At 39.6% G+C, this 16,993-nt stretch carries 15 protein-coding genes; 5 read left to right on the top strand and 10 right to left on the bottom strand.

The window, feature by feature from the left end:
- Positions 1-34 precede the first annotated feature (34 nt).
- Positions 35-682 carry a PAQR family membrane homeostasis protein TrhA gene (gene trhA, locus ABES03_RS11780; protein WP_430117476.1) on the top strand — a complete coding sequence of 216 codons (648 nt, stop codon included), beginning with the start codon at positions 35-37 and terminating at the stop codon, positions 680-682.
- An 817-nt stretch (positions 683-1,499) separates the two neighbouring features.
- On the opposite strand, the gene ABES03_RS11775 is transcribed toward trhA, so the two are convergent.
- From ABES03_RS11775 to ABES03_RS11755, 5 genes are all read right to left on the bottom strand, one after another.
- A complete protein-coding gene (locus ABES03_RS11775; RefSeq protein ID WP_430117519.1) occupies positions 1,500-1,868 on the bottom strand; it encodes a DUF488 domain-containing protein in 369 nt (122 codons plus the stop codon).
- A gap of 95 nt (positions 1,869-1,963) precedes the next feature.
- On the bottom strand, positions 1,964-2,194 hold the full coding sequence (locus tag ABES03_RS11770) for an excisionase family DNA-binding protein (RefSeq protein ID WP_430117475.1): 231 nt from the start codon (positions 2,192-2,194) through the stop codon (positions 1,964-1,966).
- Between the two features lie 2 nt (positions 2,195-2,196).
- The gene (locus ABES03_RS11765) at positions 2,197-3,225 is read right to left on the bottom strand and encodes a P1 family peptidase (protein ID WP_430117474.1); all 1,029 of its coding nucleotides are present in this window, start codon (positions 3,223-3,225) and stop codon (positions 2,197-2,199) included.
- On the bottom strand, positions 3,222-4,157 hold the full coding sequence (locus ABES03_RS11760; protein ID WP_430117473.1) for a dipeptidase: 936 nt from the start codon (positions 4,155-4,157) through the stop codon (positions 3,222-3,224). Before ABES03_RS11760 ends, ABES03_RS11765 begins: the two co-directional genes overlap by 4 nt.
- A 79-nt stretch (positions 4,158-4,236) precedes the next feature.
- On the bottom strand, positions 4,237-4,695 hold the full coding sequence (locus ABES03_RS11755; protein WP_430117472.1) for an SRPBCC family protein: 459 nt from the start codon (positions 4,693-4,695) through the stop codon (positions 4,237-4,239).
- A 225-nt stretch (positions 4,696-4,920) separates the two neighbouring features.
- Between ABES03_RS11755 and ade the strand changes: the two genes are divergently transcribed.
- Complete coding sequence (gene ade, locus ABES03_RS11750) at positions 4,921-6,666, top strand: adenine deaminase (RefSeq protein ID WP_430117518.1); 1,746 nt, start codon at positions 4,921-4,923, stop codon at positions 6,664-6,666.
- 466 nt (positions 6,667-7,132) lie between these two features.
- Here the strand turns inward: ade and ABES03_RS11745 are convergent, their stop codons facing one another.
- From ABES03_RS11745 to ABES03_RS11735, 3 genes are read right to left on the bottom strand one after another with little or no spacing between them, the layout of a single operon-like run.
- A complete protein-coding gene (locus ABES03_RS11745) occupies positions 7,133-8,452 on the bottom strand; it encodes a purine/pyrimidine permease (RefSeq protein ID WP_430117471.1) in 1,320 nt (439 codons plus the stop codon).
- 22 nt (positions 8,453-8,474) lie between these two features.
- Complete coding sequence (locus ABES03_RS11740; RefSeq protein ID WP_430117470.1) at positions 8,475-9,443, bottom strand: bile acid:sodium symporter family protein; 969 nt, start codon at positions 9,441-9,443, stop codon at positions 8,475-8,477.
- 9 nt (positions 9,444-9,452) lie between these two features.
- The gene (locus tag ABES03_RS11735) at positions 9,453-9,791 is read right to left on the bottom strand and encodes a rhodanese-like domain-containing protein (protein ID WP_430117469.1); all 339 of its coding nucleotides are present in this window, start codon (positions 9,789-9,791) and stop codon (positions 9,453-9,455) included.
- Between the two features lie 187 nt (positions 9,792-9,978).
- On the opposite strand from ABES03_RS11735, the gene liaG reads away from it, so the two are divergent.
- Complete coding sequence (liaG, locus tag ABES03_RS11730) at positions 9,979-10,848, top strand: LiaG family protein (RefSeq protein ID WP_430117468.1); 870 nt, start codon at positions 9,979-9,981, stop codon at positions 10,846-10,848.
- Positions 10,849-10,890: 42 nt separating this feature from the next.
- On the opposite strand, the gene ABES03_RS11725 is transcribed toward liaG, so the two are convergent.
- Positions 10,891-11,835, bottom strand: a complete 945-nt coding sequence (locus tag ABES03_RS11725) for a COX15/CtaA family protein (RefSeq protein ID WP_430117467.1) — start codon at positions 11,833-11,835, stop codon at positions 10,891-10,893.
- Between the two features lie 174 nt (positions 11,836-12,009).
- On the opposite strand from ABES03_RS11725, the gene ABES03_RS11720 reads away from it, so the two are divergent.
- Together ABES03_RS11720 and ABES03_RS11715 are read left to right on the top strand one after the other, a co-directional pair.
- Entirely contained in the window at positions 12,010-12,399 is a 390-nt protein-coding gene (locus ABES03_RS11720; protein WP_430117466.1) for a hypothetical protein, read from the top strand.
- Between the two features lie 703 nt (positions 12,400-13,102).
- Positions 13,103-14,464 (top strand): MATE family efflux transporter, encoded by a 1,362-nt coding sequence (locus ABES03_RS11715; protein WP_430117465.1) that lies wholly within the window; start codon positions 13,103-13,105, stop codon positions 14,462-14,464.
- A 15-nt stretch (positions 14,465-14,479) separates the two neighbouring features.
- Here the strand turns inward: ABES03_RS11715 and ABES03_RS11710 are convergent, their stop codons facing one another.
- Positions 14,480-16,714, bottom strand: coding sequence for a sensor domain-containing protein (locus ABES03_RS11710; RefSeq protein WP_430117464.1), 2,235 nt, complete (start codon positions 16,712-16,714; stop codon positions 14,480-14,482).
- Positions 16,715-16,993: the final 279 nt, after the last annotated feature.

Here is a 16,993-nt window from a genome sequence, read left to right as displayed (position 1 = left end):
TGAAACTACATGTTGTGTCAGGAGGAATTAAAATATGAACAATTATATTCGTGAACCCATTAATGGACTGACTCACTTAGCTGGAGCAGTTTTGGCCTTTGTTGGACTCCTCGCAATGGTCATCAAAACCGCTATAACGGATCCCTCCCCACTGGCTATTACTGCAGTCATCATCTTCGGAGTTAGCATGATCCTGCTTTATTCCGCTTCGGCCACCTATCATATGGTTATGGCTAATGAAAAAGTAATTGCTTTTTTGAGACGGCTTGACCACTCAATGATATTTGTACTGATTGCTGGAACATATACCCCATTCTGTTTTATCAGTTTGAACGGAAAAACGGGGGCCATTTTATTTTCGATCATCTCCAGTGTTGCGATTAGTGGGGTTGTGTTTAAAATGGTGTGGTTTACTTGCCCGCGCTGGATTTCTACTGCATTGTATATTGCCATGGGCTGGATGATTGTTTTTGTTTTTTCTCCACTAACAGGTAGCATAAACCCAATGGGCTTAGTATTACTAATACTCGGGGGGATTTTTTATACAATTGGCGGGGTCATATACGGGGCAAAACCGAAGTTCCTAGAAACGAAATACTTAGGTTTCCACGAAATTTTTCATATTTTTATCTTACTAGGAAGCCTGGCACATTTTTTCTCTGTGTTTTTGTATGTCATTTAAGGCTTTTTTCGCAAAAATTGTTGTTATTCATTACTTAGCTTTTCCATTGCCGACTTTTGACTTGATTAATTTCTTCCATACTGTCCAAAGTTGCCTTACCTTCTGACAGTGTTTCTCTGGTTTCTGCTAACACTGTCAGAAGTTGCCTTGCCTTTTGACAGTGTTTCTCTTTTTTCCGCCAACTCTGTCAGAAGTTGCCTTACCTTCTGACAGTGTTTCTCTGGTTTCCGCCAACACTGTCCGAAGTTACCTTACCTTCTGACAGTGTTTCTCTGGTTTCTGCTAACACTGTCAGAAGTTGCCTTACCTTCTGACAATGTTTCTCTTTTTTCCGCCAACACTGTCCGAAGTTGCCCTTACCTTCTGACAGTGTTTCTCTGGTTTCTGCTAACACTGTCAGAAGTTGCCTTACCTTCTGACAATGTTTCTCTTTTTTCCGCCAACTCTGTCCGAAGTTGCCTTACCTTCTGACAGTGCCATGCTGGTTTCTGCCAACACTGTCCGAAGTTGCCTTACCTTCTGACAGTGTTTTGCTGTTTTCCGCCAACTCTGTCCGAAGTTGCCTTACCTTCTGACAGTGTTTCTCTGGTTTCCGCCAACTCTGTCCGAAGTTGCCTTGCCTTTTGACAGTGTTTCTCTTTTTTCCGCCAACTCTGTCAGAAGTTGCCTTACCTTCTGACAGTGTTTCGCTGTTTTTTGCTAACTCTGTCCAAACTTGCCATTGAATCAGGAATAAAAAAGTACAGAGAGCAATAAAGTTTACGAAACGAGCTTAAAAAATAAAGAGATGCGAATGGCACCTCTTATTGTTTGTTTATCATGATCCAATAATTCTACTTAATTCTTCGTACAAAACTACTCCATGATTATAAACAGGATCCTTTGCACCATACAGAAGTGTAACACTATCTTTCGTACTTAAATCAATGATTTGCTCAATCATCTGCTGCTTTTGTTCATCAGACTGAAGTTCATTAAGGTATTGCTTTCGAAACTCATCAAACAATTCTGGCTTATGACAAAACCATTTCCGCAGCTCATTGCTTGGAGCAATCTCCTTAAACCAAAAAGACAATCTCGCCGCTTCTTTAGATATACCCCTCGGCCACAGTCGGTCAATCAAAATCCGACTGCCATCCGTATCATCATACGATTCGTACACCCTCTTAAGAAAAATATTATTCATCATATCACCTCACCATTGTCCCAATGACATAAGTGTCCTCCCAGAACGGACAGTGTCCACGGATGGTGGCTGACACCAAAAAAAGACACCAAATATCAATCCTCATCCTTGACGTCGATGCTTTCTGGGATGGGTTCGTTTAGGATTTCTTCGATTAGCTCCTTGTATTTTTCTAATTGTTTTAAATGGGTGCTGAATTGGTCTTTGTTGATCAGGTACTGCTCTCCATCAAAAACGGCGCGGATTTTCTTTTGTTGAATGAGACCTTTAACGGTTGCCTCTGGCATCTCTAGATATTCTGCTGTTTCCTTTATAGTAAGATACAAAGTTACGACTCCTCTATTGAAAAATTAATCTGATTGACCACTCGTCCCAATCTCCCACTTGTTGTGACAGCTTGAGACAGTGAATTTAGAATGGCTTCTTCTGCAGCTTCGGCAGCAGCCGTAAATAGTAGATTCATTATTGGATGTTCCTCACGAAGCTGTACTCGGGGTTCAAGTACATCCTCTGAAAAATGAGCTATTTTTTGAGCCGTTGAAAAAGCGATGACAATATCCCCACTGCCATGACTAAAATGACTGCCGGTACGACCAAGACCAATCCCGCAGCGTTTGGCTAGCCGTTGTAATTGCCGGTCACTTAGCGGAGCATCTGTTGCTAGTACAAGAATTATAGAACCATCCGAAGTTTCAGATAACCCTTCTCCGCCAGCATAGCGATATCTCTGCAACTCCTCTTTTTTCCCAAAATTACTTAGAACAAGGCATCCGACCGTGTAGTCGTCAACGATACGGGAGGAACCAATTCCGCCTTTATAGCCAAAGCACATCATGCCCTTTCCGGCACCAACGGCCCCTTCCATCACTTGACGGGTAGTCGCATTCTTGATTGCTTCAATTGCATGCATTGGTTTTACTGGGAAAAGTCTTATAGAATTTAGGTAGCTGTCGTTGCATTCACCTACTACTATGTTGATTGTCCCAGTTGTGTCGCCAATTTCCGGGGTTTTTTGGAGCATGTACTCCAGCACTCCCTGCGTTACAGCAGGAACAGCAAAGGTATTCGTTAACATAATCGGCGATTCGAGTACGCCTAATTCATTCACCTGCACAAGTCCTGTCGTTTTCCCAAATCCATTAATGACATAACTTGCTGCCGTTACCTTTTCACTAAACAAATTGCCGCTATGCGGTAAAACGGCTGTTACTCCCGTACAGGCATACTCCTTTCCACTTTCTTCAAGTGGAAAATCCAACGTCACATGGCCAACCAAGACCCCAGCGACATCCGTGATACAGTTCTTTCCACCCGTTGGCAGCTTGCCAATGAGTATTCCGGCACCCCTTGCCTTCATCGCTTAATCCCTGGGCGGTGATTAAGGAAGTTTTCATAAGCAAAGCCTTTCACTTCGTCCTCTGAAAAATGCTTTAATAGCTCATTAATTAAATTTTGGCTCTTAGAGGCATCTTCTAGATTCGTAATAAAGGTTGAAATTCCATCAAAATCAGAGCCTAAGCCAATTTGCTTCACCCCGCCCAACGAGCAAAAATGATCAATATGTTTCACTAGGTCAGTAATTTTCACCTCTCCAGATTCTTTTACAAATGGTGGATGGTACACCACATGAATGAGTCCCCCCTTGGCAAACATCGCTTTCGCCTGTTCATCTGTTAAGTTACGTGGGTGATGGCAAAGTGCTCTTGCATTAGAATGGCTCGCAATTGGATACTTGGCAAGCTCAATGACCTCCCAGATCCCCTTATCACTTAAGTGGGAAACATCTGAAAGGATCTGATGCTCGTTATTAAACTCAACGATTTCTTTTCCAAAAAGAGTTAGTCCTGCTCCGCGGGGTTCTCCTGCTCCATCTGCAGCCAGGTTTGCTTGATTCCAGGTCAACCCTACTGACCGGACCCCTAACCTGTAAAGAATATGCAGTTTGGCTAAATCGTTGCCAATGGCGTCTACCCCTTCGAGTGTCAGCATTGCTCCAATTTGGCCAATTTTTAAGCGGTCAAAATCAGACCATTCCTTGATATGTACCATGTCCGGATTTCTTCCGAGCACTTCTTTGTAAAAATAATCAATTTGTTCAAGTGCCACCTGAAATTTCTGGTCTCCTTTAATTTCGGGTTCTATAAAAATAGCAAAGCACTGAACCTTTATTTGTCCTTGCTGTAATCGAGTTTTATTAGTTTGTAACTCCGTTGCATCTGCAAATCTTAGTGTTCCTCTTGCTTCTTGGAGCTTTAGCAGCGCATCACAATGTAAGTCGATTATATTCATATTGAGTGATCTCCTTTTTTATGAAAATTTTGCCATAATAAATAGAGCCAGGTAGAGAGGTACCTAGCTCAAATAAAATTTAGTTTGCTTGCTCCGCCATCTCTTTAACCTTTGGCAGCACCTTGTCCCAGATGTCTGCGCTCATATCTCGGTACTTCTCTCCATCGGTCATTGCTGAGAAGTCACCTTGTAAAATATGTAGGGTAGTCTTCCCATTTCCCTCAAGCAGTTGGAAGGTAATCCCATCTTCCTCTGTCACCGCAGGCCTTTCCGCACTTCGAACGTCAAATACGGTAAAGCGAATAATTTTGTTTTTCTCAACAGCCGTAACGTTACCTTCAACAATCACTGTACCATCCTGGCCTTTCCAAAGCACTGGACTTCCCAGCTCCCAATTAGACTCAAGATGGAACTGCGGACCGCCGCTTGAAAATTCCTTTGCCCAATCGGCATTATACTCACTAATAGTAAGTACATCCCATACTTTAGTTGCAGGAGCATTAATTGTAATCGAATTGTCAACAAAAAGTTTACTCATAGTTTCCTCCACATTGGCATCATTGTTATTCCTATTATACGACACAAATTTTTAAATAAATACTGCGATGCTGTTCAATTTTGGACATATATTCTTACAAAGAACCACTGAAAAAGTCTGTTAAATAACCTCCCAGCATAAAAGAATTGATCCAACGGTTATAGAATAATGTAACTTAAGTTAGAAAAAATAGAATACAAATCTGACAATAAAGGATTGTTAATGATGGAGAGAAGCCAATTATCAAGAAGAATCTCGGTTGCATCCGGAAAAGAACCTGCAGATACGGTCATTAAAAACGGGAAAATCATTGATGTGTTCAATGGTGAAATATTCGAAGCAGATATCGCCATTGTTGATGGCTATTTTGCAGGGATTGGACAATACGAAGGAAACCATACAATTGATGCTAAAGGCTCTTATATTTCACCTGCTTTCATCGATGGCCATGTTCATATTGAGTCATCTATGGTAACTCCCAGTGAATTTGCCAAAGTTCTCCTTCAGCACGGTGTAACCACCGTAATTGCCGATCCTCATGAAATCGCCAATGTGTGCGGTGCAGCAGGAATACAATATATGCTAGATTCCTCCGAGAACCTCCCTTTTGACTTTTACTTTATGCTGCCTTCCTGTGTACCTGCTACTGCATTCGAGCATGCAGGTGCCAATCTAAGTGCTGAGGACTTAAGACCTTTTTATCAGCATCCCCGTGTGCTCGGGTTAGCAGAAGTAATGAATTTCCCCGCTGTATTACAAGCAGAACCTGACATGCTTACTAAAATCTGTGATAGCAGGCAAGCTGGGAAAACAATCGATGGTCATGCTGCCGGATTAAGTGCAAATGATCTGAATGTGTATATGTCAGCAGGCATACGAACAGATCATGAAAGTACCAATACGAAGGAAGCTTTGGAACGCCTTAGAAGAGGAATGTACCTAATGATTCGTGAAGGCACCGTGGCGAAGGATTTACAGCAGTTGATTCCCATTGTGAATGAACGGAATGCTCGTCGCTGTTTGTTTGTGACAGATGATAAACATTTAGATGACTTGATTTGTGAAGGCAGTATTGATCACAATGTACGACTGGCCATTGCCTCAGGTCTCTCTCCTCTTACCGCCATCCAAATGGCGACAATCAATGCCGCAGAATGCTTTGGGCTAACTGAAAAAGGAGCCATTGCTCCCGGATACAAAGCGGACTTTATCCTTTTTGAGGACCTTGAAAATATTAAGATTGTAGACGTATATAAGGATGGGAATTCAGTTATTGAAAATGGGGTATTTTTAAATAAGATAGAAAATAAGAGTGTAACAGGAACGAAGCTGCTAAGTAATTCTGTCCATTTTCATGAAATTACTGAACAGAGCTTTGATATCCCTTTATTAAGTAAGAAAGCCAATGTTATTGAGATTATCCCCAATAGTCTCGTTACAAGACATGTGATTGAGGAAGTGGATACCTGTGAACAAGGCACTTTCCAAACTTCTATTCCTAATGATCACTTAAAGTTAGCTGTGATTGAACGTCATCATATGACTAAAGAAATTGGCTTAGGTATCGTGAAAGGATTAGGCTTAAAAAACGGGGCCATTGCTACAACAATCGCCCATGATTCCCACAATCTCATAATCGCTGGTACTAACAATCATGATATGGTTGTCGCAGCTTATACTCTTAAGGAAATGCAAGGCGGTATGATTGTTGTTAATCAAGGGGAAGTTATAGCCTTTTTAGAGCTTCCTATAGCTGGATTAATGTCTGATCGTCCCTTTCAGGAGGTTTATTCTAAACTAAATGAGATTAATCTTGCGCTAAAAAAATTAGGGGCGAGCGGTGAATTTAATCCATTTTTGACTCTTTCTTTCCTGGCTCTTCCCGTCATACCTGAACTCAAATTAACAGACCAAGGATTGTTTCAGGTTTCTACTTTTAAGCATATACCTATCGATGCATCTGATAAATAGACGGAAAAATTCCGCTTATTTATTAATTATTATTAAAAAGTGCTTAAATAGACGGAGAAATTCCGCCTATTGACTCGAAAAATGTGAAAATGGGAGGTTTTTCTTTGCATAAGCGGAAAACCTCCCATTATTTTCCCCAAAACGAGCTCCATTTTTCATTTAAGCGGAAAATCTCCGCTTAAATTACTTTTGCTGGTTACTCGATATAAGAACAAAACATCTTACTTTTAAAAGGGAGGGAGTTTTATCTCAAAAACCCAAGAGAAACTTACGGTGAACCGTATCACAAGTAAGTGAGGTTTTATATAAACAAGGTTTTTATACGCCTAATAAAGAAACTCGCCAATATGGCGAGTTCTACCTTTTTATATACCAATAACGATGCCAATTCGACTGGCATTTCGGCACATATTTTAAGAAAAGCACCTCGAAACGGAACTCTTTATGATTTTAGACTGGCTTTTATTTATTCTGTTTTGCTAATCTGTACTACCTTCTTCTCCCGAAATACTACATGTTCTAGCAATAAACAAAACATCAAACCAACGAGCAAACCATTCGCGATGATGTTTCGCAGCCATGGAGCGACGCTTTCGAAGGCAGCAGGCGACATGAACATCATCCCAATTCCGACCATCAACGAAAGACCAATCACTAATAAATTTCGTGAAGACGGCTCCTGCCCCATTAAATCACGAATTCCAAATCCCATCATCTGAGAAAATGGAATGAACAAGGAAGCGTAAGCAACCTCTAACGGTAGAGTAGATAAAAATTCTCCTATATAAGGAAAAAACCCAATAACAATAATAACTATTGCCCCAATCACCAGCGGGCGCTTTGCTTTAATCCCTGTTGTAGTAATAAACCCAGCTGAAACAGACAATGGTACAACTCCAACAACTGAAAATATTCCCGAAACAAGCAAGTTTACTCCATTGCCGAAGATCCCCTTTTGATATTGCTTAGGCTGGATTTCTTTTTCAAGGGCAATTCCCACTACTAAAATACTGGCAATCACATTCGAGATTAACACAATCGAAGTAATCACGGAGGTTAATACGATCCCTACATCAAACTTTGGAACTCCCCAGCTGAATACTTGAGGTAAAGCAAACCAGCTACTCGGTTCATAGACTTGACCGGTATGGAGTAAACCAAATAAATGAAAAAGGCTCCAACCAACCACAATCCCAAAAAGCGGCCCCATGCTTTTCCAAATCCCTTTAGCCCTTAATGAAAACACTAAGATAATGATAATCTCAACTAAACAAATCAGTGTGATTTTTCCATTAAGTTGCCCGGACGCTGTAATTCCAAGGATACTTTTAAAAAACGAACCACTGAGCTGGCTTACAAGAAGAATTAAATAAACCCCTGTGACGATTGGGGTGAATAATAACCGTATTTTTTCAATAATAGGCAAGAAGCTTACGATTGCTAAAAATAAACCAGCAATAATAAGACCCATTTCAAGTTGCTGTAGTAAAAGCCCCTGTCCTCCAGGTGCACTCATGGTCCCCAGCAAAATAAAAATCGCCCACCACATTCCAGCAGCCCCTTCAACTACTGGAAGGCGGTGCCCAATAAACACTTGAATCAATGTTGCAGCCCCTGAAACCAACAGCATCCGTTGCATGAAAGTGGAGATTTCTGCAGGAGACATGTGAAAGGCTGCACCCACTACAACAGGAACTGCAATGATATTCGTTAGCATAAAGACAGCCCATTGGATGCCTTGCACCCCTGACAAAAGGCTGCTATCTTTTCTCAATATGTCGTTCATCTTTTAGAAACACCTACTCATTTTATAAAACTAAGGACTCTTGTTTATTGACCTTCTTAGTATAATACCGGTCGAGAAAATAACCATTGGTTGAAGCTAGAACTTGTTGAAAAAGCATCCCCACAACTACAGGCACTGCCACCGCAGCAGGGAAAAATGAAACAGCTAATACCGCGCCAGCACTGATGTTCCTCATTCCACCGCTAAATGTGAGGGTAACAACAGTATCCCGGTCCCTCTTCATCAACCTCCCCAAAAAGAAGGAAAATAAATAGCCAGAGAAGGCAATGCAAAAGACAGTAACTGTTATACCTACAAGCTTCAAATTAATGTCTTTTAAATAAGGAGCAACAATTGCCCCGTTTAGCATCACCACAATACCGATGCAGATTTTTGAAAATGGGGCAAGACGTGAACCTAATTGTTCTTTAATTTTCCCCTTTGTTATTTGGTTCAAGAACATTCCGATTAAGGAAGGAATGACAACCATTCCAAGGAGCCCTTTCATTATGTTCAAGAAGTCCATTTCCACTTTTTGACCGATAAATAAGGAAAGTGAAAGCGGAACAATAATGGGGGAAAGCAAGGTATCTATTAAAATAAGAGATAAAACTAAGGGAATGTTCCCATTGTAGATGGAAACCCATATGAAGCTCGTTACTCCTGTTGGGATGACCATACCTAAAATGAGACCAGTAATGGTGTAAACATCACCAGAAAAGGCGACATGACCTACTCCCCATGCCCAAGCTGGCATGAGAACATGTAAAATCAACATCGCCATAAAAATTGGAAATGGATGGGCCATAACCTCTTTTAATGAACGGAAATTAGAGCTTAAACTCCCTGCGAAGGTCATAAAGGCAAAGATCCAAGGAATCAGATAGGAAAAGTCTGTTAGGTGGACACTAAAAATCACCCCAGTTACAACGCCCACAGGAGTAATTAAGGGCATAATTTTTTCTAGTTGTCTATTTAATTTATGCAGCATAACGCTCTCCTATTTGTCTTCCAACGAATGTAAATAGGCCTTCCAGGCTGTAAGCCCACCTTCTAAAACCGTTACGTTGTAATTGTGAGTATCAAGGATCTTCGCACATTTAGCTGCGGAATTCCCCGTGGTACAGGTTACGATGACTTCTCTGTCTCGTGGTAAAGCTAATGGAGCATTTCCTTCCTTTTCTTCCATTTCAAAAATAATCGTCTTTGGGATATTCCGACTTTCTTCTATATGAAATTCATTGTATTTATCTTCTGCACGCACATCGAGAACGACTGCCCTATCATCTCCAAGCAGCTTTTCATGCAGTTCTTTCGGTGTCAATTTTTTGATTGTCATTGTGTGCACCCCCTTTACAAAGAATACCATAAATTCTTTTGTGGATGAAAAAAATCCTTCGGTAAACGAAAAAAAATTACAATTACGCCTTAGGTCTTAGATTGAAATAAATCCCAAGTTCATTGTAGAACACTAGAGGAATTATTATGCTTTATATAGAAGATATGAGAAAAGGGGATGGAAGAAAATGAAAAGAATTTTAATTTTACTATTAGTTATCACTGGATTATATATTGTTTTCAATCAAGGTTTCCAAATGGATTGGTTTAAAGCGTCGGAGACAAAAAATACTCAAGCCGCCATAACAACCGATACAGACTTGATTGAAATCAATGTTTCTAGTGTAAGTACCACTATTATTCCGGAAGACCGTGACGATTTAGAAGCCGTTTATAATGGAAAAGAAAAACTTTCGGTGAACGACTCAGGAAATAAGGTTGAAGTTTCGATTAAGAACAAATGGTTTGATTGGTTTAACTGGGCACCTTTCTCCAAAAAGAAGGAACTGAAAATCTATATACCAAAAAATTATGACCGTAATATGAGTATCGATTTAGGTTCAGGTAATTTACACTTCTCCGGCTCTTCCAAAAATAAGCCTTTAAAATTAAATGAGTTAACCGTTGATATTGGCTCTGGAAACCTCAACCTTTCTAATTTGGCAGTTAACCATTTTGAGCATGACGTCTCTTCAGGGAATGTGAACATTAATTCACTAAAGGCGGATTCAGGTACCTTTGATGTGAGTTCTGGTAACCTTGAAATCAAACACTATACGGGTCCAATTGAGGCTGATATATCCTCCGGAAGGTTATCTATTCAAGTCGATCAACTAGTAGATTCAATCACCATCGATGTTAGCTCAGGAGATGTAACCCTTGATTTACCTAATGATGCTGATTTTACAATGAATGGCGATGTAAGCAGCGGTAATATTTCTAGTACCTTCCCATTGACCTCCAAAGACCAAAGCAAACACAGTATCCAAGGGAAACACGGATCTGGAAAATTCCCAATCAACCTTGATGTCTCTAGTGGAAATATCAGAATTCATTAAAGCAAAAAGCGGCAGTCATTTGAGACAGCCGCTTTCATTTGTTTATTCCTCCAGACTTCTTCGACCACTATGCCAGCTTCTGCTTTGATCGACACTTTTACTAGATTTCATCAAGGTATTCCCCGCATATACTATTGTCTCGCTAACCAAAGCGAATAATCCGGTTCCGATCGCCAGGTGGAAGACCGCCCATGAAAGATCCAGAAATGTCATGACTACCACGGCCCCAATAACTAATTGAAAAAGAACTGCCGACGTACATAGTACAAGTCTCTTTTGGATGCTCCTTCCCCATCCTTTTGTAAATGACCAGAATGTAAGTAAGAGAATATACAGAGTAGAAACAACCGCAAGTCCACGATGAATGGTTTGGAGAAGTTCTGGAATAGTCGTAGGATAGAAGGTTTGTCTACAACCTAACCATCCACAAGCCAATCCATAGGTTTGATGCTTAATATACGCACCAAAAGCCATTGTACACAAAAGGAGAATGAGTAAAATATTTAAATGGAGAATGACCAACCTTGGATTCCCTTCCGTTAAATAAACTTTGTTCTTTCGTTCCTCAAGCTCCAGATGTCTCCAAATCCAAATCAAAAAGACAAGAAAGAGCATGGCGATAATTAAATGAACGGAAATAACAATTGAAGGCAAATCACGGACGACAACAACAGCCCCAAGTATGACCTGAATCACCAGGAGACCTAACATGGCAAATGCCACATGATGTACTCTTCGCCCATTTCTCCCTCTCATAAGAGTAAAAAATAACAGGAAAGAGAGTAAACCAAGGGTTGCTCCAATAACTCGATGCAAATATTCAATTAATGTAGCCCCCTTTAACGCCGGAATAACTTCACCGTTACACAATGGCCATTCAGGTCCACACCCCATGCCAGAATTAGAGGAGGCTACATATCCCCCAAAAACAATTAAAAAATAGGTCAGTACTACTCCAGCAAGTGCCAAGTGTTTCGTTTTCACCATTCAACCCCCTTATTATTTTATGAATATTTAGAATCAATTAATAATTTAACAGAATAAGACAAGCCTTTCGGTGATTTGTATCACGAAAACTTAAAAATTGTCGGTAACCAAATCCAACAAATTTTCATAGGGTACTATTGCCTTGTGTCTTTTACTCATGGAAGGAGAATTAAGATGTATTACAACCCTTTTCATTATCCTGTTTATCCTCCCATTCCTGCTTATTACACTTATACTGTGAACCCTTCATATCCTCGGAGCTATCCGCCGGTAGATACAAAAATATTTGTCAAGTCCGTCAAATCGTTCCGTTTACTTATGGAACAAGGAAGTATTTTACTAGATAGATTGAGCGATCCAGGTTTTGACTATAAAATAATGAGTGCCGCCCAGCAAGGGAAACATAGCGAAGTGGACGCGATGATTAAGTCTATCGGTTTGAAGGTTCCTGTCATCACGAAGTTTACCCCGTCAGGAATTAACTTCATCCTCACTACCCAAACAGATCAAGCTCACCCGATGAGTTGCTGTACACTATCGGTAGCTATGAAATGGGGCATGTAGTGTATTTAGGAGTTTAATAATATTGCTACTACAAAAAATATCTACCGTAAAAATTCGTAACGGGTTTACTTACGGGGGACAAAACTGTAAAAAGTAGTTCCAATCTCTGATTCATTCTCACTTTTTCTCGTCATTTCATTCATAGGAAAAAACCACATTAGGATTTTCCCTTCATAACCCGGATGAAAGACATTTTCCATATATTTCAACCGTTTTTTGTCCTTCATAACCCGCATGAAGGACATTTTTCATATAATTCAACCGTTTTTTGTCCTTCATAACCCGGATGAAAGACATTTTTCATATAATTCAACCGATTTTTGTCTTTCATAACCAGCATGAAGGACATTTTTCATATAATTCAACCGTTTTTTGTCCTTCATAACCCGCATGAAGGACATTTTTCATATAATTCAACCGTTTTTTTTCCTTCATAACCCGGATGAAGGACATTTTTCATATAATTCAACCGATTTTTGTCTTTCATAACCCGCATGACACATTTTTTATTTAGGCTTAATGCTTTTATATTTGCGATTTTCCTTTTTGCACCTCAAAAGTGAACCCGTTAAAATAATCGGTGGGTATTCTAATTTCATCCCCAATTTCATACGATGGAATTCATCCTAGGTTTCTATCCTAAATAGGTGTAAAATGGAGATTATGCTTTATAAAGTTAATAGAATAAAGGAGTATTACACCCTTGAAAGAACACACAAATAAGTTTCAGGAACAATCACTGTTTAGTATTTCGTGGCCACTTTTTATTGAGCTGGCTCTTCATATGGGTATGGGAATTATCGCAACTTTAATGTTAAGTCACTATTCGGATACTGCAGCGGCAGGGGTGGGAGTAGCGAACCAGCTATTAAACATCTTTATCTTAGTCTTCACCGTGACCTCCATTGGAGCTACCGTCTTAATCAGTCAGAACCTCGGTGCAGGTCGTCTTAAGAATGCAAGACAATTATCTCGTTCTGTATTTGGCCTTAATTTCTGGTTCGGGATCACCATTTCCATCATCGTCTTTCTTTTTGGAAAACATCTTTTACTCTTATTCGATATTCATGGGAAAGTTTTCGATTATGGGCTTACTTTTGTTCGGATTTGCGGGATCTCTCTCTTTTTTGAATCTATTTCACTCGCATTAAGCGCGGTTTTGCGTAGTCACGGCTATACAAAAGAATCCATGTTTGTCACTGTCGTCATGGACCTGATTAGTATAGGTGGAAATATTGTAGCCCTTTCAGGTATCTTCGGTTTACCAATCACAGGTGTAACCGGTGTGTCATGGGCCATCGTTATAGCAAGACTTTATGCAGTTTGTGCTCTAATTTATCTTGTCTATAACCGACTTTCTTTAAAGCTAGAAATACGGGATATTTTTCATGCAAAAAAAGAGGACATTAAAGGACTCCTATCTATTGGCATTCCCTCAGCGGGTGAGAATTTGTCCTATCAATTATCCCAGCTGTTGATTACTAGTTTTGTAGTCTCAATGGGAACTTCCTCTTTGGCAGCACGTGTATATATTTTAAATATTAATATGGTTTGTTTTTTATTTACGTTAGCGATCGCTCAAGGTACACAGCTTCTAGTAGCACGCTACATTGGTGGTAGGCAGTTTAACCGTGCACTTCAGCGCGGCATCCGGACATTAAAAATTGCCATGGTCGCCTCACTCGTTACATCATTAGTAATCGCCTTAATCGGTTCTCCTATATTAGAGACTTTTACAAAAGATTCTAGTATCATAGCTGTTGGGCTACCTGTTTTATGGGCGATTGTGTTTGTTGAACCAGGAAGAGCGATGAATATTGTCTTGATGAGTTCATTAAAATCTGCTGGTGATGTCCGTTTTCCTGTCATTATTGGAATGCTCTCAATGTGGGGAATTGCCGTTTCACTTAGCTATTTGTTTGGAGTTCATTATGGTTTAGGTCTGTTAGGGATTTGGCTTGCGCAAGGAACAGACGAATGGCTGCGCGGCTGTTTTGCTTTAAGGAGATGGCTCATGAAACCGTGGGAACCTAAGCTAAAGAGTAGGGTTTCTGTTCAAAGCTAAAAGAGTGGCATCCGATTAATTCGTGATGCCACTCTTTTTATTGCCTATAATTAAATACTCCTCCAAATTGTCAGCTGGTACCGGCCTGCTGAATAAATATCCCTGTCCTATTTCACATGCATTGTTCTTTAAAAACGAAAGCTGTTCTTCTGTTTCAATACCTTCAGCAATGACGACAAAATTTAAATTCATCCCCATATCAATAATCGTTTTTACCATCATTCCTTGATTGGAATGATAAATGATGTCATCGACAAACGATTTATCGATTTTAATCTTATCGATTGGAAGATGCTTTAAATAACTTAGTGACGAATAACCTGTTCCAAAGTCATCCATCGATAAAAGAACACCTAACTCTTTTAATTGATTTAAAATAATCGTAGAGTTTTCTAAATTTTGCATGATACTTTCGGTGATTTCTAATTCTAAATGGTTTGCTTGAAGTCCCACTTCTTCTAGGATTGTTGAAATATATTCAATAAAATGGTCATCCTCAAACTGTCGGACAGAAACATTCACCGCGATCGGGAATTCTCTAAATCCTGCATTTTCCCAAGCTTTCCTTTGTTTGCACGCTTCCCACAATACCCACTTGCCTATCGGGACAATCAACCCAGTTTCCTCTGCTAATGGAATAAATTCAGAAGGAGCAATAAATCCATGTTCTGGATGATTCCAACGTACTAATGCTTCAATCCCTACAATTTCTCCAGTTGCTAAAGACACTTGCGGCTGATAATGAAGCGTTAGCTGGTTCTTCTCTAGAGCTTTTCGCAATCCATTTTCTAGCTCCATTTTTCTAATAGAATTTCCATTCAAATTGGAAGAATAGAAACGGTAATTATTTTTCCCGCGTTCTTTTGCTTGATACATGGCGGTATCTGCATTTTTAATTAATGTTTCCTCATCTAGTCCATCGGAAGGATAAAGACTGATACCGATACTAGGAGTAACAAAAAACTCCTGGTTATTCACTTCGATAGGCTTAGAAAATTCATAAAGAATCCGTTGGGCTACTAGTGCAGCCCGCTCTTTATCAATATCTTCAAGCAGGATAATAAATTCATCTCCACCCTGTCTAGAGACCATTCCCTCATCTTTAACTGACATTTCTAACCGGTCCGCTACTCTTTGCAGCACAATATCTCCGGTGTTATGTCCCTTTGTATCATTAATAATCTTAAAGCGGTCTAAATCTAAAAACAAAACGGCTAGCATTTTGTTTTCTTCCTTCTTGTTTAATGCATCGTTAAGATGATGTCTAAACCTATTTCGATTTGGTAGACCTGTTAGCGTATCATAAAAGGCCATATTTTGGATCGTTGCCTCCGCTCTCTTACGCTCCGTAATGTCTCTGCCAACTACTTGAACAGCAAACCTACCTTCATAGGAAATCGGAGTCGACGCCATTTCTACATCAATGGTCTCTCCATTTAGTTTTTTTACTTTAAACTCGAGTCTGACCTTTTGCTGTTCGTGTGGATTGCCTCTTACTTTAAAAGCTTCCACAATTTGTGGAGGGACAAATTTTAATGGGGAATGACCAATTAAATCCTCAGGATGTTGGGCACCCACTAACTTCCAACCAGCTTCATTAATATATTCAATTTTTTCATAGTTAACGACAGCAATAATATCTGGAGACATTTCAACTAAACTACGATAACGGTCTTCACTCTCTTTTCGATCCGTTATATCAAATAAAACACTCGTAAAGTCAACAAACTCCCCTTTACTATCCAATGTTGGGAACCCTCTGTCCTGAATCCAGCGAACTTCTCCATCTGGGCGTATAATCCGATACACACTTGTAACGGTTTCCCCTAAGGCTAGTCTCTTTCCTCTGTCTTCAATTACCTCTAAATCTTCGGGATAAATGACCTTTCTCCACAGATTTAAATCTTTATAGAAATCAATATAAGAATACCCATATAATTTTTCAATTCCTGGGGTGATTAGTAGCGTTTCCGATTTTAAATCATGTGACCAAATCGCAACATCAAGTGTATCAAAGATATTTTTTAATTTAAGTTTATTTTGTCGAGCCTCTTCGTCCTTTTTCTCTATGCCTTTTAATGAGCGGAGAAAAATCGGCAGGGCTGCGAAGAGGACAATAATAGAAATGATTTTTAAAAATCTAATAGATGGATAGAAAGCAGAAACTGCAATGTCAAGCAGCTCTGAAAAAACGATCAAACTAAAAATGAGTTTCCAATAAGTTGGATCATTTAATTTCCTGGTCCCCAAGTTTATTCTCTCCCTTATAACATGCGATGTGTCGGAGCCACATGACAATAAATTTAGCCTTTATCTATAAAATAACAAAAATCGACTTAATTAACAATGAAGTAAAAAATAAAAATGGAAGCGATTACATTATTTGCATATAAAAAACAGTTCCATGGAAGGTCCTTCCTTCCCAGACTTGCTGGTTATAGCTGTTCAACAGTTTGTCAAAACATTTCTAACAAACTGTGAACTTATCACTATAGCCATGTTATTTAAATGCAAATGTAATATATTGTA

The organism is Neobacillus rhizosphaerae (assembly GCF_050477885.1).
Classification (GTDB): domain Bacteria; phylum Bacillota; class Bacilli; order Bacillales; family Cytobacillaceae; genus Neobacillus; species Neobacillus rhizosphaerae_A.
This window is presented reverse-complemented; position numbering and strand designations above follow the sequence as displayed.

What these genes read in the sequence shown, in the direction of transcription:
- trhA (WP_430117476.1), top strand. Translation starts at nt 35, where the DNA reads ATGAACAATTATATTCGTGAACCCATTAATGGACTGACTCACTTAGCT.
- ABES03_RS11775 (WP_430117519.1), bottom strand. Translation starts at nt 1,868, where the DNA reads ATGAATAATATTTTTCTTAAGAGGGTGTACGAATCGTATGATGATACG.
- ABES03_RS11765 (WP_430117474.1), bottom strand. Translation starts at nt 3,225, where the DNA reads ATGAAGGCAAGGGGTGCCGGAATACTCATTGGCAAGCTGCCAACGGGT.
- ABES03_RS11760 (WP_430117473.1), bottom strand. Translation starts at nt 4,157, where the DNA reads ATGAATATAATCGACTTACATTGTGATGCGCTGCTAAAGCTCCAAGAA.
- ABES03_RS11755 (WP_430117472.1), bottom strand. Translation starts at nt 4,695, where the DNA reads ATGAGTAAACTTTTTGTTGACAATTCGATTACAATTAATGCTCCTGCA.
- ade (WP_430117518.1), top strand. Translation starts at nt 4,921, where the DNA reads ATGGAGAGAAGCCAATTATCAAGAAGAATCTCGGTTGCATCCGGAAAA.
- ABES03_RS11745 (WP_430117471.1), bottom strand. Translation starts at nt 8,452, where the DNA reads ATGAACGACATATTGAGAAAAGATAGCAGCCTTTTGTCAGGGGTGCAA.
- ABES03_RS11740 (WP_430117470.1), bottom strand. Translation starts at nt 9,443, where the DNA reads ATGCTGCATAAATTAAATAGACAACTAGAAAAAATTATGCCCTTAATT.
- ABES03_RS11735 (WP_430117469.1), bottom strand. Translation starts at nt 9,791, where the DNA reads ATGACAATCAAAAAATTGACACCGAAAGAACTGCATGAAAAGCTGCTT.
- liaG (WP_430117468.1), top strand. Translation starts at nt 9,979, where the DNA reads ATGAAAAGAATTTTAATTTTACTATTAGTTATCACTGGATTATATATT.
- ABES03_RS11725 (WP_430117467.1), bottom strand. Translation starts at nt 11,835, where the DNA reads ATGGTGAAAACGAAACACTTGGCACTTGCTGGAGTAGTACTGACCTAT.
- ABES03_RS11720 (WP_430117466.1), top strand. Translation starts at nt 12,010, where the DNA reads ATGTATTACAACCCTTTTCATTATCCTGTTTATCCTCCCATTCCTGCT.